Consider the following 26,310-nt stretch of genomic DNA (forward strand, 5'->3'; position numbering starts at 1 on the left):
CTCCTAGATTTTATACACCAGCGGGTTAGACCGCGCATGGATAAAGAAATTATGGGTCTATTTGCCTGGGGGTGCGGCTTGCTCCCGCTTGGCTTCTTTCCAGAGAGCATCCAGTTCTTCCAGAGAGGAGGCGCTCATGTCCAGGCCCCGCTCCCGCGCCAACTGTTCCACCCGCGCAAACCGGCGGATGAACTTATCGGTGGCGCCGGTCAGTGCCTGCTCCGCGTCGGTTTTAACGAAACGGGACACATTGACGGCGGAAAAAAGCAGGTCGCCCAGCTCCTCCTCCACCATGGCGGCGTCACCGCCGGCAATGGCTTCCTTGAGTTCGGCCGTCTCGCTGTCCAGCGCTTCCAGCGCGCCGGACACATCCGGCCAGTCAAACCCCACACGGCGGGCCCGGTTCTGCACCTTGGCGGCGCGCATTAGGGCCGGCAGGGTGCGCGGCACGCTCTGCAGCAGGTCGGCCTGGGTTTTGCCGCCCTTGGTCTGCCTCTTGATGGCGTCCCAGTTGCGCAGCACCTGGCCGGTGCTGTCGGCGGTTTCCTGCCCGAACACGTGCGGATGCCGCACCACCAGTTTTTTGCAGATGCCGTCCACCACATCGTCGAAGGCGAACACACCCTGTTCTTCCTCGATGCGGGCGTGAAACACCACCTGCAGCAGCACATCGCCCAGCTCCTCTTTCAGGGCCTCGGCGTCGCCGTTGTTGATGGCTTCCAGCGCCTCGTGGGTTTCTTCGAGAAAATCGGTGCGGATGCTTTGATGGGTTTGCTCCCGATCCCAGGGACAGCCCTCGGGGGAACGCAGAATCCGCATGATTTCCAGCAGATCCTGTATGCCATATTTTTCCTTAACCTGAAATATCCGTGGCATAAAACCCTTCCTACAAGCCATTTTCTCGACGGAACAGTACTATATTACCCTATCCATCCGCGTTTTTCAAGTGTTTGCGCGATTTTTTCGCCTTTTGGAAGACTTAAAATATCTTCTTTCGTAAAAGCGCGCACCAAAAGCAGGACCGCCAGATACACCAGCGCCGCCAAACCAATGGCCGCCACGGTGGCGGCCTTGACGGAAATCACCCGTCCCAGCAGCCCGTTCGCCGCCCAGGCGGCCGCCCCGCAGCAGAGCGCGGCGGTCAGCGGCCGCAGGAACACCCGGCCGATCCGTAGACGTACGCCGGTGGCTTTTTTCAGGCTGAACAGGCTGGCTGTCACCATGAACACGTAACAAACAAGGGTGCTGTAGGCGGAACCCATGATGTTGATCCGGGGCTGGAGAACCAGAATCACGTTGAGGCCCAGCTTGATAAGGCCCCCCGCCAGGATGATCTTCATGGGGATGTCCGCCCGGCCCACGGCCTGCAGCATGGCGTTGATGGGGCCGGTCAAGCAGATGAAGGCCACCGCCACGCCCAACACGGCGAGCAGCGGCCCCACCAGCGCGGCCACATGCTGCTGCCCGTAAATCAAAAAGATGATGGGCTTTGCCAGCACCGCCAGGCCGATGCTGGCCGGCAGCGCGACGAGGAGGGTGAGGCGGATGACCGATTCCACCGTGCGCACCAGGCGTTCCCGGTTTTTAACCGCCCAGGCGGAGGTGATAACCGGCAGGGCGCTGATGCCGAAGGTCAGGGTGATATTGGGAATCAGATTGACGTAGGTCATGGCGGTGCCCCGTCCGCCAATCAGCCAGCTGAGGATATCCTTGGTGCCGCTGGCGGTAAGCCAGGGCTCATACATGCCGCGCAGCACATCGCCGTGCTGCTCCAAAACGGTTTTCAGGCACCGTTGCAGGGAGGCCACGTCGATCAGATTGGTCAGCTGGGTGGCCAGGGCTCCCATGGCCACCGGGACGGCGATGCGCATCAGCTCCCGGAAAACTGTCCGGCTGGAATCCGGGACAGGCGCTGCCGCCAGCTCCTCTTTGGTGATGCCGGTGCCGAGTCGATGATGGCGGATCACCATGTACACCAGGGCGAAAAAGGAGCCCGCCGTCACGCCCAGCATAGCGCCCGCCGCGATGAAGGGCAGGCTCAGCTCCCGTGCATGGGCGGCGGAGGAGGCCATTGTACCGAACACCGGCTTGCCCTGCGCATACTGCCACTGCCCCCACCGCAGAGCGCCGACGGCCAGCCCCAGGCCCAGAACCAGCTTGCCCAGCGCCTCAATCACCTGAGAGACGGCGGTGGGCGTCATGTTCCGCATGCCCTCGTACAGGCCCCTGTGGGCCGACACCATACAGCAGAAGAAGACCGCCGGGGCCATCATCACCATGGGCCAGAAGCTGCCGGGAATGCCCACAAAGCCGGGGTACACAAACGCCGCGCCCAGCATGACCAGCGCCCCGACCGTGCCGGTGACGAAAAACACCTTGCGGGCCACCCGGTATATCACCTGCACATCCCGGTACCGGCGCAGCGACACGCTCGCGGACACCATGCGGGACACCGCGATGGGAAAACCGGCAATGGCAATGGTATATACCGGCAGATAAATATCGTAAGCGGTGGCAAAATAGCCGAACCCGGTGATGCCCGCGATTTCCTCCCGCTGGATGGGAATTTTGAACAGGGCGCCGATGATTTTGGTCAGCACCGCCGCCAGGGACAGGATGATGGCCCCCTGCTGGAAACTCTGCCGTTTATTTTTCGCCAAGCGCTTCTCCCCTTCCCGCCTTCGATCCGTCAGACAGCCGCCGCCAGCGCGCGCATCAGCGCGCAGAAAGCGTCTGCCGCCGCCCCGGCGCTTTCCTTGACCTCGTCGTCGCTGACCACCCCGCCGGGCGTCATCCCCGCGGCTAGGTTGGTGATGCAGGAAATTCCCAGCACCTCCATGCCGCACTGCGCCGCGGCCAAGACCTCGGGCACCGTCGACATGCCCACCGCATCCCCGCCCAGCAGGCGGATGGCGCGGATTTCGGCCGGTGTTTCAAATTGTGGACCAGCCATATAAAAATATACGCCGCGGCGCAAAGATATGCCAAGTTTTTCCGCCGTGTCCGCGGCCAGCTGCTGCAGCCGGGGCGTATAGGCCCGGCTGAGATCGAAGAACCGCTCGCCAAAAGCGGGGAGCGCCGCGCCCCGGGCCGGGCTGTCGGTGAAGAACTTGAGGTGATCGGTGATGAGCATGAAATCCCCCACCCGGAAGCTTTCGTTGACCCCGCCGGCTGCATTGGTGATCAGCAGCTTTTTCACCTGCAGCAGGTGCATCACCCGCACATAAAAGGTAATGGTCTCCATCGAATAGCCCTCGTAGTAGTGGAAGCGCCCCGCCATGACCGCCGCCGGTCGGCCGTTCAAGCGGCCCAGCACCAGCCGGCCGGCGTGGGACGCCACGGTGGAACGAGGAAAATGCGGGATGTCCTCGTAGGGGATGGACACCGCGTCTTCCACTTCCTCCGCCAGGCGGCCCAACCCAGAGCCCAGCACCAGGCACACCTCCGGCCTCTCGGTCATCCGGAGGCGGATATACGCCGCCGCTTCTTCATAATGCTCCATGGGGATGGCCATGAACAATCACAGTCCTTTCATCAGGCCGAAAACCGTCTCCCGGCCTGCCGCGCGGCCAGCGGAGGGGGGTTCCCATACCCGTATACAATAACAAGAGGCAAGAAGGGTTTCCCGTTCTTGCCTCTCGTATCGGTTTGTCTCGGCGCTTTACGCCAGCTTGGTTCCGCACTTTTTGCAGAACGCGGAATCGTCGGTATTCACCGCGGAGCACTGGGGGCAGCGCACGACGTTGTTGTACTCGTCGATTTTGCCGCGCAGCTCCGCGACCTTGGCGTTCATCTCGTCGATTTTGGCGATGCATTCCTCCGTCAGGGCGGTCACGTCCTGGCCGGATTTGCGCCCGTCATACACCAGACGGCCCAGGCCCTCCAGGGTGGAGGCAATGTCCTTCTCCGTCTCGGCGGCTTCCATTTTCAGCTTGGTCACTTCGACGAGATCGGTGGCTTTCTTGCCGACGCACTCTGCCGCATTTTTGCCTTTGCACAGAATATCTTCAAACGTGGTCATGATCTTACCTGCCTTTCAAACTCAAGTGGGTGATTGTTCGTGTTACCAGTATTATACTCCAACAGCGTCAAAATTTCAACAGAAGGCCAGGTGAAGGATCTCTTAAGAATATGCGAACAAACTTTGAACCGAAAAATCAGTACAGCCCGCCGCCCAGGAATTCCCGGAGCAGGGTCTCCTTCGGCACGTCCTCCGCCGCCAAGGGGGCGAATCGCTCCAGAATGGGGATCAGCCGGCGCACCGTCTCGATATACGGGTTATCCTCCGCCACCTGGTGGAGCAGAGGCAGCAGCTCGCCCGCAAACACGCAGGGCTCATAGGCGTGGGTGGTGTCGATGAGGATATCCACCGTGTCTACGTAGGGAAACAGGTACAGATTTTCTCCCCGCATCACCTGGGGCCACATATCCAGCGTATTTTCCACCGACGAGTTGCGGAACCGGAAATCCCGCAGCAGCCGCCGCACCAGACGGATATCCCGCCGGGCCATCAGCTTGCCCTCCTGCTCATAAATCGGCGAGATGGTGTTGACGAACACCTTAAAAATATTTTCCTGCGGCAGATGCTGCTCAAACACCGGGTTCAGGGCGTGAATCCCTTCGAAAATCACCACCGAATCATGGGCGAGCTTCAGTTCCTTGGTCTCCTTGGAGGGCCGTCCGACCGTGAAATCGAACCGAGGAAGGTCGGCGCGCCCGTCCTTAATCAAGGAGCGCATACAGGTCTGGAGCTGCCCTAGGTTGAGCGCTTCGGGGGACTCGTAGTCGAAGCTGCCGTTGGGCAGGCGGGGCGCCTGCTCCCGCCCCCGATAAAAATCATCGAGGGACACCGTGTGGGCGTCTATCCCGAAATCCCGCAGCTGATCCCGCAGCAGCAGGGCGGTGGTGGTCTTTCCCGAGGAGGAGGGCCCGGACAGCAGCACCAGGCACCGATCCCGCATGCCGGTGGCCAGCTCCCGCACTACGGCCTCCAAATCGCTGAAATACCGGCGGTTTTCCCGGCGGATGAAGGCGGCGGCGTCCACCGCTGCCTGCTTGTTGATATCCTCCAGCAGCAGCACCCGTTTATGAATGGCTCTTTTCATGATCATATGAATCACCTAAGTCCGCCGCCCGCGGGCGGCCTTCTCTCCACCTGTAACCCCGGCCCGGTCCGTCCGGGCGCTTCTTCTATACAATGCGGCGAAAGCCGAAACTATTCCAAAACCGGTTCTACCGCATAGTATGCCCGTTTTCCCGGCGCCGCGACGGGTTACTTGTACGTTGCCACAATTTTCTGTCGGCCAAAAGGAGCGGGGGCCTTACGCATCGCTTACCTAACGGATGGACGGCATATACTGCTCATAAAACGCGGCGATCCCTTCTTTTCGCCGCAGCATTTCCTCAAACCGATCGATATACTCATACGGGAATTTATAATTGAATATCCGCTCCAGGTACTCGGTGCCGAACTGTTTGAGCTTGGTCACCGCCCCCGCGCCGCACCCCAGGATGGTGTGGGTTTCGTCCATGATATAGACGTTGTACAGGCCCTCCCGGCTGGGCTTGGCCCAGCCGACGTTCTCCTGATTGCCCACCGTACGGCTCTGCCGATAGAGATAATAGGGCCGGTATCCCGCCCGCGGAAGCCGGTCGGCGGTCAGCCCCACCATCCGCACCGCGTCGTCCTTCACCCGGTAATCCGCCCGCCGGTGAATGACCAGGTTGGAGGCCCGCTTCATGGACAGAGTATGGACCGTCACGCTTTCCGGATCCAGCCGGAGTATCCCTTCCAGCGTCTGAGTGAATCCTTCATAGTCGTCGCCCGGAAGCCCGGCGATGAGATCGGTGTTGATATTATCCAGCCCGCAGCGGCAGGCCATATCGAAGGCCTCCAGGAATTGGGCCACCGTATGGCGGCGGCCGATCGCCTGCAGCACGTCGTCCCGCAGGGTCTGCGGGTTGATGCTCACCCGGGTCGCTCCGGCCGCCCGGATGGCGCGCAGCTTGTCCATGGTCACGGTGTCCGGCCGCCCGGCCTCCACTGTGTACTCCCGCAAATGGGAGAAATCAAAGCTGCTTTCCACCGCCCGGAACAGCGTCGTCAGCTGCTCGGCCGACAGGGTGGTAGGGGTTCCGCCGCCGAAATACACCGTCTCCAGCCGCAGGCCCAGCGCCCTAGCAATCTCCCCGGTGCGGGCGATTTCCTGCGCCAGCAGCTCCACATACCGGGGCACCAGGCGTTTTGCCTTTTCCACGGTCTGGGACACAAAGGAGCAATAATCGCAGCGGGTGGGGCAGAAGGGGATGGATATATACAGGCTGAAGCTGTCCGGCCGGGACAGATCGAGAATCTGGTTCTCCTGGGACAGGGTCTCCCGGCAGAGCGCGGTCTTCTTCTCGTCCACCAGCAGCGCCTCGCGGAAATACCGCAGGGCGGCCTCTTCGCCGTCCTGCAGAATCAGGCGGCGCAGCAGCTTCACCGGCCTCACGCCGGTGACAATCCCCCACGCCTGGGCGTACCCGAACAGCCGCACAAACAGCTGATACAACAGCGTCGCCATCTGAAGCTCGCAGGCGTCCCGATAGTCTGCGCGGGTATTATCTACTTCGGCAACGAGCGTCTCGTCGAAATCGTCCAGCCGCAGCCGGCAGACAATGCGTGTGGCGGTTTCACCCCGTTCCAAGCCGGTTTCGGCCGTCACGCCCTCGGTCTCCTCCGGTCTCTCCTCCACCGCCCGGATTTTTTCCTGGGGCAGAAAGAGCCGGCAGATATTCTCCATTTCAAAGCGGTACCCATGCCCGCGCAGCCATAATGTCATGGTCAGCCCTCATTCCGTCCCGTCCTGCGTGTTATTCCTCAAAAAAGCCGTTGACATACGGGTTTTCCAGCCGCTCCCTCTGGAGCGTGGTGCTCTCCTCATGGCCGGGAAAAACCCGGTAATCCCCTTCCAAGGCCGCCAGGCGTTTGAGGGAGCGGCGCAGCGCCGCCTCGTCTCCGCCGGGAAAATCGGTGCGGCCGGCGCCCCCGGCAAACAGGGTGTCCCCGGAGAAAATCACCCCGTCCCCGATGTAGCAGCTGCTGCCCGGCGTGTGGCCGGGCGTGTGCATCACCGTCAGGGTCAGCCCGCCCACCGTCACCGTGTCGCCGTCGGCCAGCAGACGATCCGCCTGCAAATCATACCGGCAGCCCGGCAGGAACATGGCCAGCAGGCTACGGGCCGGTGAGGTCAGCGCCGGCTCGTCCCCCGCGGGAACCAGCAGCTCGGCGCCCGTGGCGTTCATGATTTCCCGGGCCGCCAGGATGTGATCAAAGTGCACGTGGGTGAGCAGCACGGCCCGCACCCGCACGCCTGCGGCATCCGCCTCGTCCAAAATCCGCCCCGCCTGCGCGCCCGGATCGATGACCACCGCCTGCCCGTCCGCTTCCCAGACGATATAACAGTTGGTATCCAGCTGCCCCACTGGCAGCGTACGTATCTCCATGAATGCTTCCTCCTCAGCCCCACACATCCGTGTCCAGCGTAACCGTTACCGGCCCGTCGTTAACCAGGGACACCTGCATATCCGCGCCGAACCGGCCGGTCTGCACATCGGCAATCCCCGCTTTGCGCAGTTGATCCACCAGCTCCTCGAACAGCGGCAGAGCCTTTTCCGGCCGAGCCGCCTCCAAAAAATCCGGCCGCCGTCCATGGCGGGTATTGGCGCATAAGGTAAACTGGGACACGGCCAGCACGCTGCCGCCCGTGTCCCGCACCGCATACTGAAACTTGTCGTGTTCATCGGTGAACAGCCGCATCTCCGCCACCTTGCGAGCCAGCAGCGCCGCCTGGCGCGGCGTGTCCTCCACGGTCACGCCCACCAGCAGCAGCACCCCCGGGCCAATGGACGCGACCGTCTGGCCGTCCACCGTCACCGAGGCGGACGACACCCGCTGATAAACCGCTTTCATCTAGACAGTCCTTTCCCGGCTGTAAATCAAATGGAGCATATCCTTGCCGTGATACCGCTTGACGAATTCGCCGGTCACCTGCATGCCCAGCCGTTCCGCCACCCGGCGGGATCGACGGTTTTCCGGCCGGATTTCCGCAATGACCCGGCGGGCCCCCAGGCTGGAAAAAGCGTAGGCCATGCAGGCGCCCGCCCCTTCCGCGGCCAATCCCCGGCCCCAGTGGGCCTTGGCCAGTATATACGCGACGCCCATGTGGCGCTCGTCACCGATCGTCTCGATAAGCGGCCCCATGGCCCCCACAATCCCGCCGGTCGCCTTCTCCACGGCGACATAATAGCTGGGCTCCCCCGCCGCGTACCGGCGGCGGTTTTCCGCTATCCACGCCCGCACCTCGTCGTCGGAAAAGGCGTGCTCCCAGGCGGCCATGACCTCCGCATCCTGCAGGAAAACGCACAGGCTGTCAAAGTCGTCCTCCGTCATGGGACGAAGGCCCAAACGCTGCGATTCCACTACCCAGTCCATATCGTTCCTCCCGCGGGGCTTACACCCTGCTGCGATCCACCTGCTCCACGCCGGGGATTTTCAGCAGGCGGTTGATGACGCTTTGCAGATGATCGAGGCCGTTGACCCCCACCGTCAGGCTCATGGAGGCATAGCCGTCCTGCGGCTCCCGGGCGTTGATGGCGTGGATCATCACGTGCATGGAGGCCAGCTGAGTGGTCACATCCGCCAGCAGGGCGTGCCGATTGCGCGCCGTCAGGTGCAGGGTGGCTTTGAACTCCTGCCGGACGCTTTCCTCCCAGTGGACATGCACCCAGCGATCGGGCTCGGCCGCCTCTGTCACGTTGCGGGGCACGTTGATGCAGTCCCGCTTGTGGATGGACACCCCGTAGCCCCGGGTGATGAAGCCGATGATCGGATCCCCCGGCACCGGGTTGCAGCACCGGGCGAACTTCACCAGGCAGTTGTCCATCCCATCGATAATGACGCCCCCGTTGTTGTGGTGCTTGCGGGGGGCGGTAATCAGCTGTTCCGGGTGAACGGGTTCCTCCACCTTGGCCAGCTTCTGGTAATCCTCTTTCATCCGGGGAATAATCCGGGACAGCAGCACCCCGCCGTAGCCGATGGCGGCGTAGAAATCGTCCAGCGTGGCGCAGTGCTGCTTTTTGCTCTGGGCCAGGAGGAACTCCTCCATCTTGTCCTCGGGCAGGCGGATGTAGTTGCGGGTGAGCTCCCGCTCCAGATCGGCTTTGCCCTGCTGAATATTTTCCTCCCGCCGCTCGTTTTTGAACCAGGCGCGGATTTTGTTGCGGGCCTCCCCGGTTTTGACGATATTCAGCCAGTCGCGGCTGGGTCCCCTGCCCGGTGCGGAGGTGGTAAGAACCTCCACGATTTCCCCGGTCTTCACCTGGTAATCCAGAGGGACGATCCGTCCGTCCACCTTGGCCCCCACCATCCGGTTGCCCACGGCGGAATGGATGGCATAGGCGAAATCGATCACCGTGGCCCCCACTGGCAGGGTGATCACGTCCCCCTTCGGCGTGAAGACGAACACGTCGTCACTGGACAAATCGGTCTTGATGCTGCGCACGATATCCTCGGCGTCGTCCACGTCCTTCTGGTTCTCGATGAACTGCCGCACCCAAGCCAGCCGTTCCTCCAGCTTATCCTTGCGCTGGATGCCCAGCTTGTATTTCCAGTGGGCCGCGATGCCGTATTCTGCCGTGTAATGCATCTCCCAGGTGCGGATCTGCACCTCGAAGGGGATTTTTTCCTTGCTGATAACCGTGGTGTGCAGGGACTGATACATGTTGGATTTCGGGGTGGAAATGTAGTCCTTGAAGCGGTTGGGCAGCGGGCGGAACATGTCGTGGATGATGCCCAACACATTGTAGCAGTCGTTGACCGTGTCCACAATCACCCGCACCGCGTAAATATCGTAAATTTCGTCAAAGGATTTGCCCTGCATGAACATTTTCCGGTAGATGCCGGTGATACTTTTGATCCGCCCCGCCACATACGGGTGCATATCAAACTCCGCCAGCCGCTCTTTAATACGATCCTGGATGCTGTTGAGGAACTCGTTGCGCTCCCCCTCCCGCAGGGCGAGGGCGTCCTCGATCTCCCGGTAGGCCACCCCATCCAGGATGCGCAGGGACAAATCTTCCAGCTCCTCCTTGACGGCGCGGATGCCCAGCCGGTGGGCCAGCGGGGCGAAAATGTCCATGGTTTCCTTGGCCTTGTCCCGCTGCTTCTGCGGCGGCCGGGCGCCGATGGTGCGCATGTTGTGCAGCCGATCGGCCAGCTTGATGATGATGACCCGGATGTCCTGCGCCATGGCCAGCAGCATCTTGCGCACATTCTCCGCCTGCTGCTCCTCCTTGGTGGAAAAGGGGATTTTGTTCAGCTTGGTCACCCCGTCCACCAGGGCGGCCACATCGGCGCCGAACTGCTTTTGCACATCCGCCAGCTCCACCGGGGTATCCTCCACCACATCGTGGAGGATGGAGGCCACGATGGTCTCGCTGTCCATCCCCAAATCCACCAGGATGCAGGCCACCAGCAGGGGATGACAAACATAATCCTCCCCCGACGATCGCTTCTGCCCCTCATGGGCCTTGCAGGCCAGCTGGATGGCCCGATCCACCGCGTCCAAATCGTACGGCTTTTCGCTTTTCATAATGCGCCGTTTCAGCTCGACGACCACCTCGTCGACCGTCAAATCCGCGCCCATTTGCTGATTCATACAGGTTTCCTGCCCTTTCCGGAGAGACGCGACGCGTCCGAAAGGGCGTCGTCGTCGATTATGTACCGCTCTGCAGGTATTGCATCAAGGGGGTGGCGTTCAAGTCCGCCTTCCCCTCGGCCGGGCGGACGGCGATATGCAGCCGGTCTCCCAAATCTTCCAGGTCGATAAGCCCTGCCTGCCGGAACACGTCCAGCGCCAGCCGCAGCTGCAGGTAATTCAGCGTCTGCGCGCCCGCCGCACGATGGAGCTGCTCCAGGGTGCCGCTCCACCTGCCGGCCGCCCGCAGCAGCCGGTAGACCCGGCTCATCCCTTCTCGGGTGGGCAGGGCTTCGACCCCCTCGCCCAGCTTCTCCCTCCGGCAGACCCGGCCGTAATTGTCCAGCGCCTCCAGCAGTTCCTCCTGCCGAGTGTCGGCAAAGCGCACGTCCTTGATGATGATGGAGGGGGATACCGTCCCGCGGTATTCGTTGCGTTCCAGCGTGACCGCCAGATTCAGCGTTTCTCCGCAGGGCACGGGGAAATCCGCCGGCGTGGTGTGAAACTTCATGGCCGCCACAGCCGTCCCCTCCCGGGACAGGGACAGCCGCAGGTGCTTGCCCCCGCCCACCGGCACAATATTGTCCAGCCGCATCTGGAACAGGCCGAAGACCGGCGCGGGATTTCCCGTTCCGCAGGGCTCCAGCGCCGCCAGCAGATCCAGCTTCTCCACATCGATTTGGGACGGCCGCATGCGGAAATCCACGTGCAGCTCCGGCACCGGCATCCGGGGGCACACCGCCGTCGCGTAGGCGTTGACGGCTTCGCGGAATTCGTCGATCCGCGCCGCCTCCAGCGTCACCCCCGCCGCCAGCGAATGCCCGCCGTAGGCGGTCAGCACCTCTTTGCAGGCCGTCAGCGCGTCGAACAGGGAGAAGCCGGGCAGGCTGCGTCCCGAGCCCTTGGCCACCCCGTCCTGCACCGACAGCACGATGCAGGGCTTGCCGAATCTTTCCATCAGACGAGAGGCGATGATCCCCACCACGCCCGGATGCCAGTTGTCCCCTTCCAGCACCAAAATCCGCGCCGCCAGCCGTTCCGGCTGCTGCTTCAGGCGTTCCAGCACCTCGCCGAGTATCGCCGCCTCCGCCGCCTGCCGCTCGACGTTGAGCTGCTGGATGTCCTCCGCCAGCGCCGCGGCCTCCTCCCCATCGGCGGTCAGCAGCAGCCTGGCCGCCGTTTCGGGGCTGCCCATCCGGCCCGCCGCATTAATCCGGGGGGCCAGGGTGAACACCGCTGTGGAAGCGGTCACCCGCTTGTCTCCCACCCCCGCGACCTCCATCAGCTTGGCCAGTCCCGGCCGCCGGCGCTCGTTCATCACCTGCAGCCCTCGGCGCACCAGCGTGCGGTTTTCCCCCCGCAGCTGCATCACGTCCGCCAGGGTGCCCAGCGCCACCAAATCGCCGTATTCCTCCATCATCTGGTCGGCGTCACCGTCCAGCGCGCAAATCAGCTTGAAGGCCACACCCACCCCGGCGTAGTCCTTGCAGGCGCTGCCGCAGTCCGACCGGTGAGGATCCACCACCGCCACCGCCTGCGGCAGGGCTTCCTGCGGCTGATGATGGTCGGTGATGACCACGTCCATCCCCAGCTCCGCCGCGTAGGCGGCCTCCTCCAACGCGGCGATGCCGTTGTCCACCGTTACCAGCAGTTTGGCGCCCATCTCCTTGAGCTTTTCCACCGAATCCCGGTGCAGACCGTAGCCCTCACCCTCTCGCTGCGGGATGTAGTACACCACATCCGCTTCCCGCTTGGCCAGGAAGTCGTACAGCAGCGCCGTGGCGGTCACGCCGTCGGCGTCGTAATCGCCGAACACCGCGATCCGCTCGTAGCTGTCGATGGCCCTTTGAATGCGTTCCACCGCCGCGTCCATATCGGCAAAGGCGAACACGTCGTCCCCGATCTCCCCATTGACCAGGAAATCGGTGGCCTCTTCCAGGTTGGTGACGCCCCGCGTGGTCAGCAGCAGGGCCAGAAAGGGATGAATCTCACATTCTTCCGCCAGATTTGCCGCCAAATCGCCGTCCGGCTGCGCTACGGTCCATCGTTTCACGCTCATAATCCCTCTCGCCCCGTTCCTCTCCACGGCTTTGTGCCATATACATAATATTGTATTCTACCATTTTTTTGCCCAATATTCAACACGTTGTTGCAAATCTTCCAGGCGATCCCCTGTTTTCGCGTACGGGACAGCCGCCGCGCCGATACATACGGCGCGGCGGCTAACAGACATAGACGATGGTGGCTTCGCTCAGTTTGTCCGCCAGCTGCGCCCGCAAGAACGCCTCAGCCCGTTTCCTTTCCTCGTTCCGATAGCCGTATTTGCCGCGCCCCCGTACCGTCATGCGCTCTTTATCGTACAGATCGGGGGCTTGCGGAAACGCCTCGCTGTTGATGGCACGATGGACATAGCTGTAGGTCATCAGGATAATTTCCACCGTCAGCCCTCGCTTGGTTTCCGGCTCCAGCGTGTCGGCCAGATACTCGATGAGCTCGCCATATGGCGCTTCCCACCCATCCGTCAGGATCACCGGCGCGATGAGGATGCCGCAGGGATACCCCGCCCGCCGCATTTGGTTGAGAGCTTCCACCCGCTGCTCCAGCGGCGCGGTTCCCAGTTCAATGTGACTGATGACCGGCTGCGGATTGACGCTCATGCGGAAAATGGTTTTCCCCTCGTGCCGCAGGCCGAGCAGCGGCCCCACGTCGGCAAACTTAGTGGGAAAGGTCAAGAAGCCCCGTCCCTTTTCTGCAAAAGCCGGGATCGTCCACGTCAGATTGCCGGTCACCTGATTTTCCAGCACCAAGTCGCTGTTGCTGCCGATTTCATAGGTCATGGGCCGCGGCGCTTTTTGGGAGGCGGCGATCAGCCGGTCGAGCATCTGCTCCCGGTTGACAAACAGCCGCAGATACGCGCATTTGTTGTAGTGACACACCAGATAGCAATACAGGCACATGGCCGTGCACCCCGAGGAGGTATAGGGCACCAGATAATCGGAAATTTTAAAATTTTCCACATATTTATGCGTCTTGCGCACCCCCACGACCAGGTGCCGCTTCAACTGCGCGAACCGGCTGTTGGGCTGCTGCTGCATCTCCTCAATCCGGTTGTGATTTTCGATAGGGAACCAGGGCAGATCTCCATACTGCTCCTTAAGCTGCTTTCCCAGCGGGTAATGCAGGCTGTCCGGCTCATAATAGACGGCGTCAAACCGCAAAGCGGATCACATCCTTTCCGCTCTAGTATGCGCCGGCCGGCGCGTACTACCCGCCCAAGGCACAAAGCCATCTCGTTTTCAGCTCATATTTATAACAATACCTCGCCCCAGGCCTTTTTCAAGGCGATCCAGGGCGAGGTATTTGTCATTGAATTATGAAAGTCTTTTCTTGTCTGCTGTTATCCCTCATAGGACACAATTTCCAGGGGGCCGCGAAGTCCATAGGGAACGAAGCAATACCGATCCCGCCAGATGTTGGAATCCTCCAGGAAGTCCTCGATCCAGCCCTTTTCTCTCTCAAAGCTGGAGGGACCGACGCCGGCCGGTTCTCCCAGAACATGATGGTGAGGACCGAAAGCGTTGCGGCAGCTTCCGTACAGGCAGACCTCAATGTCGTTATCTCCGTCGGTTAGATAATCGGTGATATCCACCATATAGGGCGCCCAGGCAACATCGCGCACGCTTTGGCCGTTCACCGTTACACCGAAGAGAATGGCATGCGGCTTTTCTCCGGGATTCAGCGCGAAGCGCTTGCCGGAGGCCACGGCGGCCCGCACATTCTCCAGCCGGACGGTTTTATGGAAGGTAACATTGCCGGCATAGAAGGTCAAGCCCTGCGTGACCATGTCCGCGGCCCGCATCGTTTGGGGCAGATTGGTGAGTTCGAACGCGCCGTCGCAGAAAACCATCCGATCGTCCGGCCGTGTATAGCCTTTGGGGCTGGTTATGCCAAAATCGCCGATGATGTAAATGCTTTCCAGCTCGTTGGACAGGAATTCTCCCCGCTCGTTGGCATCGATGGCCGGATGGTAGGTGGTCTCCAGCTCCAGTACGTTATCGCCCGCCTGAACCAGCCCGTCGATTGAACTGGTGCGCATACAGACGTCCCGCCAGAAGCCGGTGTCCACAAAGTTGTAGGGGCGGCCGTTCAGGATGTAGCGGAAGTTTTCCGCGTCCTCCACCACCAGCTGCAGATTGGTCATCTGGCGAATATCGGCCCCTTCCGCCACGCGGAAATGGAACCGCTGCCGCACCTTTACGATTTTGCCCTGACGCTGAAGCTGCTGATGCAGATCCAAGACAGGAAGAGGCTCCGTGTAGGCTTCATCGTCTCCCAGCGCATATTCGCAGGTGTCCAGGGTGATGGAATTGGGCTGATGGCAGGTATAGGCCATTTCCTCTCCCAGAGAGACCACCGGCGTGGTGTTGGAGCTGTCCAGCATGTTCAGCTTGTTATTGTACACACCGGCCACCTGAAGCGCCTCGGGCTTAACGCCCGCCGGCGTGACCAGCAGCATGAACGAGCCGAACGGGGGGAACCGATAGGTAAAGGAGGTAGCGTCGTTTTTCCGGACGGAATCGATGGACCAGATAAGCCCGGTATCGGTGTCCATGCAATACAGATCCTTGTCCCCGTCAATCGAAATCTCCGCGTCGGTGCGCATGTGTTCATCGTAGTTGGTGGCAAAAATCACCTGACAGTTCGCGTCCGCGTTCATCCGACGGATAAAGATATTGCTGGCTTCCTCTTGCTTTTCATTGCGGATGGAAACCTCGCTCTTTACCGCGCGTTCCACCGCCGGCATCAGGGTTTCATAGGGCTTGCCCGGGACACAAGCCGCACGCAGAACGGCAAGCAGCCGTTCCTCCTCCGAACCCGGGGTGGGCACGGCGCCGTCCACCCGCTCCGGCAGAGCGCCGGCGCTGATAATCGTACCGCCCGCCTGGGAGAATTTTTCCAACAGCCGCAGGGTGACAATATCCAGCGTATAAATTTCCGGAAGCACCACCAGCCGATAGGTCTGATAGCCCACCCGGAAAACAGGATGGCCGTTTTCCTGCTCTACCCGGCCATGGGCGGCAATGGTCTGTTCATCGGCCAATTCAAAATCGCGATGGTTATTAAGAATATCCCGCATACAGTTGTACAGCTACCCGGAATGCCTGAAAACCTATTGGCGCGAGTACCATATCGACGCCACCGGTCCCCGGTACGGCTCCTCTTTTTTGGTGGAAGACTTTCTGCAGGAGGGGGAGACGCTCTACCGGGTTTTGGCGGCGCAGAGGATCGGCCGCCGCAACGCGCTGCGCGCCGACACCCTGCGGGATCTCACCGACCAGGTTGTCGCCGGCCGGCTCTATTGGGATCTGCCCGGCGGCGAATGGCGGATTTACATACTGGCTCTCTCCCCTCACGGACTGGAGGAGCACACCAGCGGCCATGTCAACCCCATTGATACGCAGGCCGTCGCCCGGTATAAGGAATTGGTCTATGAAGCGCATTACGCCCGCTTTTCTCAGGCCTTTGGCAAGGTTATCGCAGGCTTTTTCACCGATGAGCCTCGCTTCGGCAATATTGGCGGCTATGCCTGCTGCCTGGGGCAGCCGGGCATGCCGATCCCCTACAGCCGCGAGTTGGAGGAACGTCTTGCTAAGGTTGGCGGCGGGGATTTTGCCCGTCTCCTCCCCTGCCTGTGGTATGAGGCGGGGGACGTTTCCGCGGATGTGCGGTATCACTACATGGATGAGGTCAGCCGCTTGTTCGCCTCTTGCTTTACCGGTCAGCTGGGTGACTGGTGCCGCGCCCACGGCGTCAAGCTCATCGGGCATGTGGTGGAGGAAAACGGGGCCCACGCCCGTCTCGGCTTTGGCGCCGGCCACTTTTTCCGCGCCATGGAGGGGCTGGACGCGGCCGGCATCGACGTGGTCTGCAATCTGTACCCAGAGCAAACCAGTGGCAGCTATACCACGCTCTTTAACGTTTATGACTGCGATTTCAATCATTGGGGCCTGGCCAAAATGGCCTCCTCGGCCGCCCATCTGGATCCCAAGAAAGGCGGCGTGGCCGTTTGCGAGGCGTTCGGCGCCTACGGCTGGTCGGAGGGCCTGCGCCTGATGAAATGGATCACCGATGCCCTGGCGGTCCGTGGAATCAACGGGATCATCCCGCATGCCTTTGATCCCGCGCCCTTCCCCGACTGGGATTGCCCGCCGCATTTCTACGCCCATGGCCGCAATCCTCAATGGCCCGCTTTCTCCGTCTGGGCGGCGTACGCCAATCGGCTCTGCCGTCTGCTTCGGGATGCCCGCCATCACGCCTCGGTTGCCGTCCTGTATCACGCGGAGGCGGAATGGGGCAGCGGCCCCAACGGTTGCGATCCCTTCGAAAAAGTGGTAAAAGCGCTGATGCAGTGCCAAATTGACTGCGATGTCCTGCCTGGCGACAGCCTGCTGGATGAGCAAAACTGCTCGCTGTGCAAGCGCGCCCTGCGGGTCGGGGAGGAAACCTATGCCGCCCTGGTCGTTCCCTACGCCCAGCAGCTTCCCTATCCGGTGGCGGCCAAAATCACCGCCTTGGCCGGTCAGGGCCTCCCGGTTTACTTCATGAGGGGGTTCCCGCAGCGATGCTACGACGGCGGCCAGGTGGACTACAGTTCCTGTTCCATTGTGGCGTATGAGCAATTGGTGGCCGCCATGGCCGCCGCGGGGGCCTGTGACTTTCTCTTATCCGACTATAATCCCGACGTTCTCTGCACCCACTATGAAAAAGAGGGGACGCATTTCTATCTGCTGATCAATCAAAGCACCCAGCACGAAGCCGCCTGTTCCATGTCCGTGCGGCTTCCGCTGCCCGTGTTCGCCTACGATCCCATGGAAGATACCGCCTACAGCGTGGAACAGCAGCGCAGCGGCGGACACTGCCGCTTTCACTGGACGCTGCAGCCCTATGAAAGCATATGCCTGATATTTAGCGACAAGCTGCCGGCCAACCTGCAGAAAAAAATAGTTCCTTCCGATTTCCAGTCGGCGCGCACCCTGCCGGATTGCTGGGAAATCGCCGCGGCGGAGACCTATCCGGATTTTCGCCCCCTGCCCTATACCCGGCTGGTTAACCTGGCCGCTCCCGATAAGCTTCCGGATTTTTCCGGAACCATCCGGTACACGGCGACGTTCGACGCCGCGCCCGGCCAGGTCGCCCTGCTGGATTTGGGGGATGTCTATGAAACCGCCACAGTGTTTCTCAACGAGCAAAAGCTGGCCACCCGTATCTGCCCGCCCTATCGTTACGCCATACCGGCCGATTTGCTGCGCCAGCGCGATAATCATCTGGTCATCGAAGTGATCAACACCCTGGTTAAAGCCGAACACAGCAATCCCTTTGACAAATTCTTCCCGCAGGATCCCACTGGGCTGATCGGTCCGGTCAAGCTCTATCAGTAAGGAGGCACCTTTATGCACGACACTTTGGTCTCCCGCCACGCCAACGAAGCTGTGCGGGAGCTGTATGCCTATCTGCGCACCCTTTACGGCCATGGGATTCTCAGCGGCCAGCAGATGTACGGCCCGGAGGGTTATGAGGCCCAAACCGTCTATCAGGAAACCGGCAAGCTGGCCGCCCTGCGCGGCTATGATTTTCTCGGCCTGGAGGAGGGCCTCGGTGATGACCACCAGGTCACGGACGCCATCCGTTGGCATAAGCAGGGAGGAATCGTCACATTCTGCTGGCACTGGATGGTGCCGACGGACCCGCAGGCGGACGAGAACGGTTCCGCGTTTACCGGCGCCGCCTTTTATTCCGATCGCACCGAGTTCCAGTCCCAAACCTCCTTCGATGTTACCCGTGCGCTGCAGGAAGGGACCAAAGAAAACCGCATCATTCTGCGCCATATCCGAAACATTGCCGCCCAGATAAAGCGCCTGGAGCAGGCAGGCGTCCCGATTTTGTGGCGTCCTCTACATGAAGCCAGCGGCCAATGGTTCTGGTGGGGTGCCAAAGGCGCGCACCCCTATAAAAAGCTGTGGGATCTCCTGTTTCACCAATTGGAGGACGTCTATCAGTGCGGAAACCTTATCTGGGTGTGGAACGGCCAGTCGCCGGAATGGATGGTGGACAAAAACACCGTGGATATCGGCGGCGAGGATATCTATCCCGGCGAGCGCATCTACTCGTCTCATAAGGATCGGTTTGACTTATGTGCCCGCTGCGTGGGCCCCGATCGCATGATCGCCCTGAGTGAGAACGGCTGTCTGTGCGACCCCGACGTTTTGCTGGCCGACGGCGTCCCCTGGCTATGGTGGTGTGTGTGGTGGGGGGATTTTGTTTTCAGGCGGGAGGCGGACGGCCGCCTGGTTTACCAGGAAACCTATACCGATGTCTCCATGCTCCGGCACGTCTATCATCACCCCTATGTGAAAAATCTGGACGACCTGCCCCATTGGTCCTGGCTGGACTAATCGAAAATAGCACAGAGGCGCCGGCTGCTTATACAGCAGCCGGCGCCTCTCAGCTTGTCAAAGAAGGAGGGAACAAGCAAGGGGTTGCTCCCTCCTTTTGGAGAAAAAAGCGGGAAAGAAGAAGGAAAAGAAGAAAGGGGAGTAGTGCCGGGAGCGGTATAAAGCCAGCTTTTTAAGATTCATGGCAGCAAACTTAAGCGTGACCCATTGCGTAACGCGGGCCAAGCCTCTGTGGTGAGTATAACGCATGGCGTGTTTGTCTTTCGCATCGGCAAAAACGCGCTCGATGGTTTGCTTGCGCATGGCGTAAATGTCTTTCGCCAATTGGGTTTTGCGCAGTTGCTCCGCTAAATCCAATGCTTCCTGCCAGATGTGACGATATATCACCTTCTGCCCATTGGCATTGACCCCGCACTCCTTTCGGCAAGGACAGTCCCGGCAAACCTTCGGGGTGCTGCGGTATAGCCGTTTGCCCTCTTTGTTGGTGGTGGTATGCCGGAGAACTTGCCCCTGTGGGCAGATCAGCTGGTCGTTTTTTTCGTCATAGGAAAAATCCCATGGCATAAACCCTTCCCGTCGTGTTCCGTGGGGGCGGGTGTACGGAAGAATGGGGAGCCGGCCGTCTTCTAAAATACGCTTCGCGATCCATGGCTGCTTGTAGCCTGCATCCATTGTCACATACTGGATTTCCGGAAATCGACTGGTTACCTGCTCATACACACTGTCCCATGCCACGCTGTCATGGACATTCCCCGCTGTTACCTTTACCCCTAACACCATTCCGTGACGGTCACATACCGTGTGCGCTTCATAGGCAAACTGCTTTTCATGCTCTCCCTTGTGGTACATCCCGCATTCCGGATCCGTTGTCGATACCACCTGTTCCGTTGTTCCGCCGTCCCCGTGACTGTCGTCATCCTCGTCCTCTTCTTCCACTGGCGCTTTCCCCAGCTTCATCCTCTCCTCGTTGACCTCTTCGCGAAGCCGCTTGGCATACACACGGGCAGCCTTTGCCACCTGTTCCTTCTGGTATTTCTTTTTGTTGGCGCTTGCTTTGATATGCGTCCCGTCTATGAATACCATGCTGCTGTCCACCATGTGGTTGTTCAGCGCTTTGTTCAGTATATGCTCGAAGATTTCCGTCGCCAGTTCTTCCGGAAACCGCCGGCAAAACGCATAGCTTACCGTCGCAAAGTGCGGGAGCTTGTCCAACAGCCCATATCCCAGAAACCATCGGTACGATATTGTATCACATGCCCGCTGATATGTCTGCCTCAGCGACGGGATCCCGAACAGGTGCTGGAGCAGCACCATTTTCACCAGTACCACCGGGTCTGTCCCCGGCCTTACATTTTTGGCTGCGCTGTAGTATGGCGCTACCCGCTCATAGATCCACTCGTAGTCCATCACCTTCTCTATTTTCCTTACCAGATGATTCTCCGGCACTAATGCTTCTATATCCGTTACCGCTACTTCCCGCCGTCCGTCTCTTTCTCTCTCGTACATCTTTTCTCACCCTACTCCATTTTACCAAAAAAGCCGCCTTTCGGCGACTTCTTTGACAGGCTGCACAGAGGCGCCGGCTGCTTATACAGCAGCCGGCGCCTCTGTTATCGATGTCATTTTTAGACTGTTCAGACCAGCTTGTCCAGCTCGGTCGCAAACGTCTCGAAAGGCCGCGCCCCCACCAGGGTGGAAGCCAGCTTGCCGTCCTTGAACAGCAGGATGCTGGGAACGCTCTGTACATTGTAGGCGGCGGCTAGATCCGGCTCCTCGTCGATATCCACCTTCCCCACGGTCACTTTGCCCGCATAAGATTCCGCCACCTTTTCGATGACCGGCGCCACCATCTTGCAGGGCATGCACCAGGTCGCGAAAAAGTCCACCAGCACCACGCCGGGCTGCGCCAAGGCGGCTTCGAAATGATCGCTGTCGAAATGATTGACATTTGCCATAATTGCACTTCCTTTCTAGTACCCTGCGTCAGCTAAAACATGAGATAAACGCGCAGGGATTTTTTCGCCAGACAAGGCGGATGATTGAGAAAAGCTGCCGCTTTTCGAATGAAGACAACGCAGGATGGCGGAAAAAGCTCCAGCGTATATCCTCGCTTTTAGATGACGCCGGGTACTCGCCGCGCGAAGAATGCCTCCGCGCCGTTTTACCCTTTGGCCGCCTCTTGGGCGGCTATGAGTCCCTCGCCCACCGCCTTGGCAATCTGCAGCGGCTTGCCCGTGCAGTCGCCCGCAGCGTACAGGCCGGGAATATTGGTCTCCTGGCGGCGGTTCACCTTGACGAACCGACCGTCCAGCTCCAGGCCGGGCACCAGTGCGTCCGGGGCCATGACCTCCCGCAGAACGAACACCACATCGCAGGGAATCTGCTCCCCGTCGGCCACGAACCCTTCCAGCCGGCCATCCCCCTGGATCGCCATGCTGCGGGCCGTCCGGTGGCCAATCCCCGGGTCCAACCCGTCCAGCTCCTGGCGGGTAATCACCGTCACCCGCACGCCAATCCCCTGCAGGAAATTGGCTTCTTCCCTCAGATCGGCGGCGTTGCCGGTGACCACGGCGGTCTTGCCCCGGTAGAGCATCCCGTCACAGGTGGCGCAGTAGCTGACTCCCTGCCCCACCAGCGCCGCCTCTCCGGGCAGCGGCGTGCCGGCCATCGCGCCGGTCGCCAGGATCACCCGCTTGCCTTCCACCAGCGTGTCGCCGAGCCCCACCAGGAACTTGTCCTCGAAGGGCAGCACCGACACCACCCGGCCGGATAGGAAAACCGCCCCGGCCTCCTCGGCCTCGGCGTGCATCCTGTCCAGCATCTCTCCGCCGGACAGGCCCCGCATCCCCAGATAGTTGTCCACCACCCGGGCGCGGAACAAGGGGTTGAGCCTGCGATCGTTGGTCAGCACGGCGCAGGTCTTGCCCCGTGCCGCGGCGTTAACCGCCGCCGACAGCCCGGCCGGGCCGCCACCGACGATCACAATATCATACGGCATCCGTCATCCCCGCCTTTCCAGTCGGCTTTTTTTCAGCAGCATGGAATTGGTCACCACCGACACCGAGCTGAAAGCCATGGCCGCCCCCGCGATGATGGGGTCGAGGAAGCCCAAGGCCGCCACCGGGATCCCGATGATGTTGTAGAAAAACGCCCAGAACAGATTCTGCTTGATTTTCCTCATGGTCGCCCGGGACAGCTGCACCGCCGTAGCCAGGGCGGAAATCCCGCCCCCCACCAGCACCACGTCTCCCGACTCCATGGCGATATCGGTGCCGCCGCCCATGGCAAAGCCCACGTCGGCCGCTGCCAGCGCCGGGGCGTCATTGATGCCGTCCCCCGCCATGGCGACCACCAGCCCTTCGGCCCGGTATCCCTCCACGGCCTCCACCTTGCCCTCGGGCAATACGCCGGCCACCACCTCGTCAATGCCGACCTGCCGGCCGATGGCCGCCGCCGTGCGGGGATTATCCCCCGTCACCATGATGGTACGGATCCCGAGCCGCTGCAGGGAATCCAAGGCGGCCCGGGAGGTATCCCGTACCGGATCGGCCACGGCGATAACCGCCGCCAGCCGATCGTCCACCGCCATGAGCAGCACGGTCTTTCCCTGCTCCTCCAGCGGCCGCACGTCGGTCTCCACGGCAATGCCCGCTTCCTCCATCAGCCGCCGGTTACCCAGCCGGATGGTCTTTCCCTCCACCTGGGCGGATACGCCCCGCCCGGTCAGGGACTGGAAATCCTCCGCCCCGGCCAGCTCCCCATCGAAACTGTCCGTCACCGCCCGGGCGACCGGATGCTCCGACAGCTGTTCCACCGACGCGGCCAGCCGCAGCGCTTCCCGCTCCGGCAGTCCGTAGGCGATCAAATCGGTCACCGTGGGCTTCCCCTCGGTGATGGTGCCGGTCTTATCCAGAATCATCACCTGAATCCGGCAGGCGGTTTCCAGCGCGTCGGCACTCTTGATCAAAATCCCCATGCCGGCCGCCCGGCCGGTTCCCACCATCAGCGCCGTGGGCGTGGCCAATCCCAGGGAACAGGGGCAGGCGATGACCAGCACCGCTACCGCCCGGGTCACGGCCTGCGCTACATCCCGGGTAAGGAGCGCCGTCAGCAGGAAGGTCAGCAGCGCGATCCCTATCACCGCCGGCACAAAAATCGCCGATACCTTGTCCGCGATCCGCTGGATGTGCGCCTTGGAGGACTGGGCCTCCTCCACCAGCCGGATAATCCCGGCCAGCATGGTGTCCCGGCCCACGCCCTCGGCCCGGATGGTCAGCGCGCCCGCGCCGTTGACCGTGCCGCCGAATACCTTGTCGTCCGGCTGCTTGTCCACCGGCATGCTCTCGCCCGTGAGCATGGACTCGTCCACCGCCGATTTTCCGGTCAGCACCACGCCGTCCACCGACAGGCTCTCCCCCGGGCGCACCAGCACGGTGTCTCCCTGCACGACCTCCGCCGCCGGGATTTCCGTCTCCCTGCCGTCCCGCAGCACCGTCGCGGTCTTGGGCTGCAGGTTCATCAGCAGCTCAATGGCCGCCGAGGTCTTGCTCCTCGCCCGCGTCTCCAGCAGCTTGCCCAGCAGGATGAGGGTGATGATGATGGCCCCGCTCTCAAAATACAAATGCCCGCCGCCGGACAGCACGTTGTACAGGCTGTAGCCATAGGCTGCCGTGGTTCCTAGGGCCACCAGCACATCCATGCTTGGGCTGCGGTTTTTCAGCGACAGAAAAGCTCCCTTGTAAAACCGCCACCCCACCACGAACTGCACAGGCGTCGCCAGTATCAGCTGCAGCCAGCCATTGTGCAGGATATGGGTCAGATGGGCGTTCGGCGCCGCGAACATCAGCACCATCATCAGCATGAAGGGCGCCGACAGCACCGCCGCTATCACAAACGTGACGGTCAGCGCGGTCAATTCCCGCTTGCGGAAGGTGGCCTTGTCCTCCACCACGCTGTATCCGGAAGCGCGGATGGCCTTCTCCATCTTTTTGCGGTCGGTCCTGGCCGGATCGTAGGTGATTTCAGCCCGCTCGTTGGCATAGCTGACGGTCGCTTGATCCACGCCCTCCAGCCCCTTAAGAGCATGCTCCACCGCCGCGGAGCAGCGCACACAGGTCATGCCGCCGATTTGCAGGGTAATCGTTTCGGTCATAGCGTCCCTTTCTGCTTACCTCGCCGTGTAGCCGGCGGCTTCCACCGCCTTGACCAGCTCCTCTTTCCCGGTCTTGGCCGGCACATAGGTCACCTGGGCGCTTTTCGCCTCCAGGCTGACCTTTGCGCTTTTCACGCCCTTGACCGCTTTCAAGGCCTCCTGTACATGCTGGACGCAGTGCGGGCAGGTCATGCCCTCCACCTGCAGGGTCAGGGTCTCGGTTTTGTCAAACATTGTCGCTGTCTCCTTCCTCGGCTTGGGAATTTTCAAAGCCTTCCACGGCGGCGGCCCCGCCGTCCGCCGCGGCGTACTTTTCGATCTTCATCATATGGCCGGTGCCGATCAACACGGCCATGGCCACCGCCAGCACCACAAAACCGGCCTGCACGCCGATCCGTTTGCCCACACTCTTTTCCCGGGTAGAGCAAGCCAGTATAACCGAACGAACCCAGAAGGGCACCGGCAGCGCCGTCAGCAGCACCACATTGACATTCATCGCCGTGTATCCGCTTTCGGTAAACGTTCCCTCCAGCCCGCCGAAATTGACGATGGTCATCACCGCCGCAATCATGAAAGCGAAGCCGATCACCAGGAAAAACACCGAATCCCAGACATGCTGCCGATGCCGGCGGGTGTAGGACATGAGGGAATACACCCCCACGCCCAGCAGGACGGCCGCCGTCAGGAACAGAAGAACGTTGGATCGCACATAGGCTTCCTCCATTTGCCCCTCCGTATGCATCGCCGCCTGAAAAAGTACGGATATGACCAGGAGAAGCGCCGTCAGGCACTCATAAGCGATCGCCTTGGCAAATCGGGATATGTTCATGGGTATGAGCACTCCTTTCACACGTCCGCCGGCTGTCCGGCAGGCTGATATGTCCTTGTGGCGCCGCGTACGCTTTCGCGGCGATTTCTAAATAAGCGCTGAAAAAATCACGCCCGGCGGCTCAGCCTTGGCTTGGTGAGGAAATCTCCCGCACCAAGCCAACCACTGGATTTCATCATCGCTTACCTAGGCCATGACCTCCGCCTGGATCTGGGGCAGCAAAGCGGCGGCGGATGCCTTGTCGGCCACGTCGGTACCGTCCTTCATGGCACTGGCCGTGCCGCAGGCTGCCGCCAGCCGACAGCATTCCAGCTGGCTCTTGCCCTTGACAAAGCCGACGATATACCCCGCCAGCGTGCTGTCTCCGGCGCCCACCGTGGATTTCACCTCCACCTTGGGCACCATGGCGCGAATGGTCTCCCCCGGGCCGTCTTCGGTATCCCGGCTGACGCAGACCAGCCCGTTTCCTCCCAGGGATACCAGCACGTTTTCCACTCCCGCATCGGCCAGCCGCCGCGCCGCCGAAACCACGTCGGTGATGGTGGTGCCCGGCACCTCCACCACATGCCGCAGCTCGTGGATGTTGGGCTTGATGAGCCAGGGGGATATACGGCGGTACTGCTCCAAGGTGAACAAATCGGTGTCCACGGCCACCAGCGCCCCCGCGTTTTTCACCGCCAGAATCAGCTCCAGATAATCCTGGGGCGTGATGTTCTCCGGCAGGCTGCCGCCGAAGGCTACGATGTCCCCCGGCTTCATCCTGGACTGGATCAGGGCCATCAGCGCCCCCACCATCATGGTGGACATGGACAGGCCCTTGCGGTTGAGCTTGATCGTCTGCTCCTCATAGCGCAGGGTCAGGTTTTCCCGCACCACGCCCTCCACCTGGAGCACCTCATAGCGCAGCCCGTCCTTCTCGAGGTACCGGCAAAACTCGGCGTGGTTGTCCTTCCCCGCCACCGCCAGGCACAGGTTGTCCAATCCATAGGACTGCACGACCCGGGAGACGTTGATGCCCTTGCCTCCCACGCCCCGGCTTTCATCCGTCACCCGGTTGGCCTCGTCGGTGCGCAGGCCGTCCAGCCAGAGGGTGACGTCGATGGATGGGCTGAGGGTGACGGTGATAATTCCTCTGTGCAT

22 protein-coding genes are annotated in these 26,310 nt (G+C 61.2%); 2 read left to right on the forward strand and 20 right to left on the reverse strand.

Annotated features, from left to right (window positions below; all coding sequences use genetic code 11):
- Window positions 1–57: 57 nt before the first annotated feature.
- From mazG to ACSAMM_RS09045, 13 genes are all read right to left on the reverse strand, one after another.
- On the reverse strand, window positions 58–876 hold the full coding sequence (mazG, locus tag ACSAMM_RS08985; protein ID WP_178721434.1) for a nucleoside triphosphate pyrophosphohydrolase: 819 nt from the start codon (window positions 874–876) through the stop codon (window positions 58–60).
- A gap of 44 nt (window positions 877–920) precedes the next feature.
- Window positions 921–2,660, reverse strand: coding sequence for an oligosaccharide flippase family protein (locus ACSAMM_RS08990; protein WP_178721433.1), 1,740 nt, complete (start codon window positions 2,658–2,660; stop codon window positions 921–923).
- 29 nt (window positions 2,661–2,689) lie between these two features.
- Entirely contained in the window at window positions 2,690–3,514 is an 825-nt protein-coding gene (locus ACSAMM_RS08995; RefSeq protein WP_178721431.1) for a purine-nucleoside phosphorylase, read from the reverse strand.
- A 147-nt stretch (window positions 3,515–3,661) separates the two neighbouring features.
- Window positions 3,662–4,021, reverse strand: coding sequence for a zinc-ribbon domain-containing protein (locus ACSAMM_RS09000; protein WP_178721429.1), 360 nt, complete (start codon window positions 4,019–4,021; stop codon window positions 3,662–3,664).
- Window positions 4,022–4,157: 136 nt separating this feature from the next.
- On the reverse strand, window positions 4,158–5,111 hold the full coding sequence (locus tag ACSAMM_RS09005; protein ID WP_178721427.1) for a nucleoside kinase: 954 nt from the start codon (window positions 5,109–5,111) through the stop codon (window positions 4,158–4,160).
- A gap of 225 nt (window positions 5,112–5,336) precedes the next feature.
- The gene (gene hemZ, locus ACSAMM_RS09010; RefSeq protein ID WP_457791113.1) at window positions 5,337–6,821 is read right to left on the reverse strand and encodes a coproporphyrinogen dehydrogenase HemZ; all 1,485 of its coding nucleotides are present in this window, start codon (window positions 6,819–6,821) and stop codon (window positions 5,337–5,339) included.
- 31 nt (window positions 6,822–6,852) lie between these two features.
- Window positions 6,853–7,485 (reverse strand): MBL fold metallo-hydrolase, encoded by a 633-nt coding sequence (locus ACSAMM_RS09015; RefSeq protein WP_457791114.1) that lies wholly within the window; start codon window positions 7,483–7,485, stop codon window positions 6,853–6,855.
- A 13-nt stretch (window positions 7,486–7,498) separates the two neighbouring features.
- Window positions 7,499–7,951 carry a D-aminoacyl-tRNA deacylase gene (dtd, locus tag ACSAMM_RS09020; RefSeq protein WP_457791115.1) on the reverse strand — a complete coding sequence of 151 codons (453 nt, stop codon included), beginning with the start codon at window positions 7,949–7,951 and terminating at the stop codon, window positions 7,499–7,501.
- Entirely contained in the window at window positions 7,952–8,473 is a 522-nt protein-coding gene (locus tag ACSAMM_RS09025; protein WP_457791116.1) for a GNAT family N-acetyltransferase, read from the reverse strand.
- A 19-nt stretch (window positions 8,474–8,492) separates the two neighbouring features.
- Window positions 8,493–10,697 carry a RelA/SpoT family protein gene (locus tag ACSAMM_RS09030; protein ID WP_457791117.1) on the reverse strand — a complete coding sequence of 735 codons (2,205 nt, stop codon included), beginning with the start codon at window positions 10,695–10,697 and terminating at the stop codon, window positions 8,493–8,495.
- Window positions 10,698–10,755: 58 nt separating this feature from the next.
- Window positions 10,756–12,789 carry a single-stranded-DNA-specific exonuclease RecJ gene (recJ, locus tag ACSAMM_RS09035; RefSeq protein ID WP_457791118.1) on the reverse strand — a complete coding sequence of 678 codons (2,034 nt, stop codon included), beginning with the start codon at window positions 12,787–12,789 and terminating at the stop codon, window positions 10,756–10,758.
- A gap of 169 nt (window positions 12,790–12,958) precedes the next feature.
- Window positions 12,959–13,954: a spore photoproduct lyase family protein gene (locus tag ACSAMM_RS09040; protein ID WP_457791119.1), complete on the reverse strand. Its 996-nt coding sequence runs from the start codon at window positions 13,952–13,954 to the stop codon at window positions 12,959–12,961.
- A 179-nt stretch (window positions 13,955–14,133) separates the two neighbouring features.
- A complete protein-coding gene (locus ACSAMM_RS09045) occupies window positions 14,134–15,873 on the reverse strand; it encodes a hypothetical protein (RefSeq protein WP_457791120.1) in 1,740 nt (579 codons plus the stop codon).
- 4 nt (window positions 15,874–15,877) lie between these two features.
- Here ACSAMM_RS09045 and ACSAMM_RS09050 point away from each other — a divergent pair, with 4 nt between their 5' ends.
- Both ACSAMM_RS09050 and ACSAMM_RS09055 read left to right on the forward strand, forming a co-directional pair.
- Window positions 15,878–18,175, forward strand: coding sequence for a hypothetical protein (locus ACSAMM_RS09050; protein ID WP_457791121.1), 2,298 nt, complete (start codon window positions 15,878–15,880; stop codon window positions 18,173–18,175).
- Between the two features lie 12 nt (window positions 18,176–18,187).
- The gene (locus ACSAMM_RS09055) at window positions 18,188–19,189 is read left to right on the forward strand and encodes a glycosyl hydrolase (protein WP_457791122.1); all 1,002 of its coding nucleotides are present in this window, start codon (window positions 18,188–18,190) and stop codon (window positions 19,187–19,189) included.
- A 57-nt stretch (window positions 19,190–19,246) separates the two neighbouring features.
- Here ACSAMM_RS09055 and ACSAMM_RS09060 read toward each other — a convergent pair whose 3' ends face one another.
- The 7 genes from ACSAMM_RS09060 to ACSAMM_RS09090 all read right to left on the reverse strand — a co-directional run bounded on the left by ACSAMM_RS09060 (window position 19,247) and on the right by ACSAMM_RS09090 (window position 26,310).
- Window positions 19,247–20,695, reverse strand: coding sequence for an IS1182 family transposase (locus ACSAMM_RS09060; protein WP_418977484.1), 1,449 nt, complete (start codon window positions 20,693–20,695; stop codon window positions 19,247–19,249).
- A gap of 128 nt (window positions 20,696–20,823) precedes the next feature.
- Window positions 20,824–21,144 (reverse strand): thioredoxin, encoded by a 321-nt coding sequence (trxA, locus tag ACSAMM_RS09065; RefSeq protein ID WP_178721412.1) that lies wholly within the window; start codon window positions 21,142–21,144, stop codon window positions 20,824–20,826.
- Window positions 21,145–21,350: 206 nt separating this feature from the next.
- Entirely contained in the window at window positions 21,351–22,187 is an 837-nt protein-coding gene (locus ACSAMM_RS09070) for an NAD(P)/FAD-dependent oxidoreductase (protein ID WP_457791123.1), read from the reverse strand.
- 3 nt (window positions 22,188–22,190) lie between these two features.
- Window positions 22,191–24,341 (reverse strand): heavy metal translocating P-type ATPase, encoded by a 2,151-nt coding sequence (locus ACSAMM_RS09075; protein ID WP_457791124.1) that lies wholly within the window; start codon window positions 24,339–24,341, stop codon window positions 22,191–22,193.
- A 15-nt stretch (window positions 24,342–24,356) separates the two neighbouring features.
- Window positions 24,357–24,575: a cation transporter gene (locus ACSAMM_RS09080; RefSeq protein ID WP_178721406.1), complete on the reverse strand. Its 219-nt coding sequence runs from the start codon at window positions 24,573–24,575 to the stop codon at window positions 24,357–24,359.
- Window positions 24,568–25,170 carry a hypothetical protein gene (locus tag ACSAMM_RS09085; protein WP_178721404.1) on the reverse strand — a complete coding sequence of 201 codons (603 nt, stop codon included), beginning with the start codon at window positions 25,168–25,170 and terminating at the stop codon, window positions 24,568–24,570. The genes ACSAMM_RS09080 and ACSAMM_RS09085 overlap by 8 nt, the downstream gene beginning before the upstream one ends.
- A gap of 186 nt (window positions 25,171–25,356) precedes the next feature.
- Entirely contained in the window at window positions 25,357–26,310 is a 954-nt protein-coding gene (locus ACSAMM_RS09090; RefSeq protein ID WP_457791125.1) for a 1-phosphofructokinase family hexose kinase, read from the reverse strand.

The sequence above is a fragment of the Anaeromassilibacillus sp. SJQ-5 genome (assembly GCF_054108045.1).

Bases quoted from the DNA above. Each gene is read 5' to 3' on its own strand.
- mazG (WP_178721434.1), bottom strand. From the start codon at position 876: ATGCCACGGATATTTCAGGTTAAGGAAAAATATGGCATACAGGATCTG.
- ACSAMM_RS08995 (WP_178721431.1), bottom strand. From the start codon at position 3,514: ATGGCCATCCCCATGGAGCATTATGAAGAAGCGGCGGCGTATATCCGC.
- ACSAMM_RS09000 (WP_178721429.1), bottom strand. From the start codon at position 4,021: ATGACCACGTTTGAAGATATTCTGTGCAAAGGCAAAAATGCGGCAGAG.
- ACSAMM_RS09005 (WP_178721427.1), bottom strand. From the start codon at position 5,111: ATGATCATGAAAAGAGCCATTCATAAACGGGTGCTGCTGCTGGAGGAT.
- hemZ (WP_457791113.1), bottom strand. From the start codon at position 6,821: ATGACATTATGGCTGCGCGGGCATGGGTACCGCTTTGAAATGGAGAAT.
- ACSAMM_RS09015 (WP_457791114.1), bottom strand. From the start codon at position 7,485: ATGGAGATACGTACGCTGCCAGTGGGGCAGCTGGATACCAACTGTTAT.
- dtd (WP_457791115.1), bottom strand. From the start codon at position 7,951: ATGAAAGCGGTTTATCAGCGGGTGTCGTCCGCCTCGGTGACGGTGGAC.
- ACSAMM_RS09025 (WP_457791116.1), bottom strand. From the start codon at position 8,473: ATGGACTGGGTAGTGGAATCGCAGCGTTTGGGCCTTCGTCCCATGACG.
- ACSAMM_RS09030 (WP_457791117.1), bottom strand. From the start codon at position 10,697: ATGAATCAGCAAATGGGCGCGGATTTGACGGTCGACGAGGTGGTCGTC.
- ACSAMM_RS09045 (WP_457791120.1), bottom strand. From the start codon at position 15,873: ATGCGGGATATTCTTAATAACCATCGCGATTTTGAATTGGCCGATGAA.
- ACSAMM_RS09055 (WP_457791122.1), top strand. From the start codon at position 18,188: ATGCACGACACTTTGGTCTCCCGCCACGCCAACGAAGCTGTGCGGGAG.
- ACSAMM_RS09060 (WP_418977484.1), bottom strand. From the start codon at position 20,695: ATGTACGAGAGAGAAAGAGACGGACGGCGGGAAGTAGCGGTAACGGAT.
- trxA (WP_178721412.1), bottom strand. From the start codon at position 21,144: ATGGCAAATGTCAATCATTTCGACAGCGATCATTTCGAAGCCGCCTTG.
- ACSAMM_RS09070 (WP_457791123.1), bottom strand. From the start codon at position 22,187: ATGCCGTATGATATTGTGATCGTCGGTGGCGGCCCGGCCGGGCTGTCG.
- ACSAMM_RS09075 (WP_457791124.1), bottom strand. From the start codon at position 24,341: ATGACCGAAACGATTACCCTGCAAATCGGCGGCATGACCTGTGTGCGC.
- ACSAMM_RS09080 (WP_178721406.1), bottom strand. From the start codon at position 24,575: ATGTTTGACAAAACCGAGACCCTGACCCTGCAGGTGGAGGGCATGACC.
- ACSAMM_RS09085 (WP_178721404.1), bottom strand. From the start codon at position 25,170: ATGAACATATCCCGATTTGCCAAGGCGATCGCTTATGAGTGCCTGACG.
- ACSAMM_RS09090 (WP_457791125.1), bottom strand. From the start codon at position 26,310: ATGCACAGAGGAATTATCACCGTCACCCTCAGCCCATCCATCGACGTC.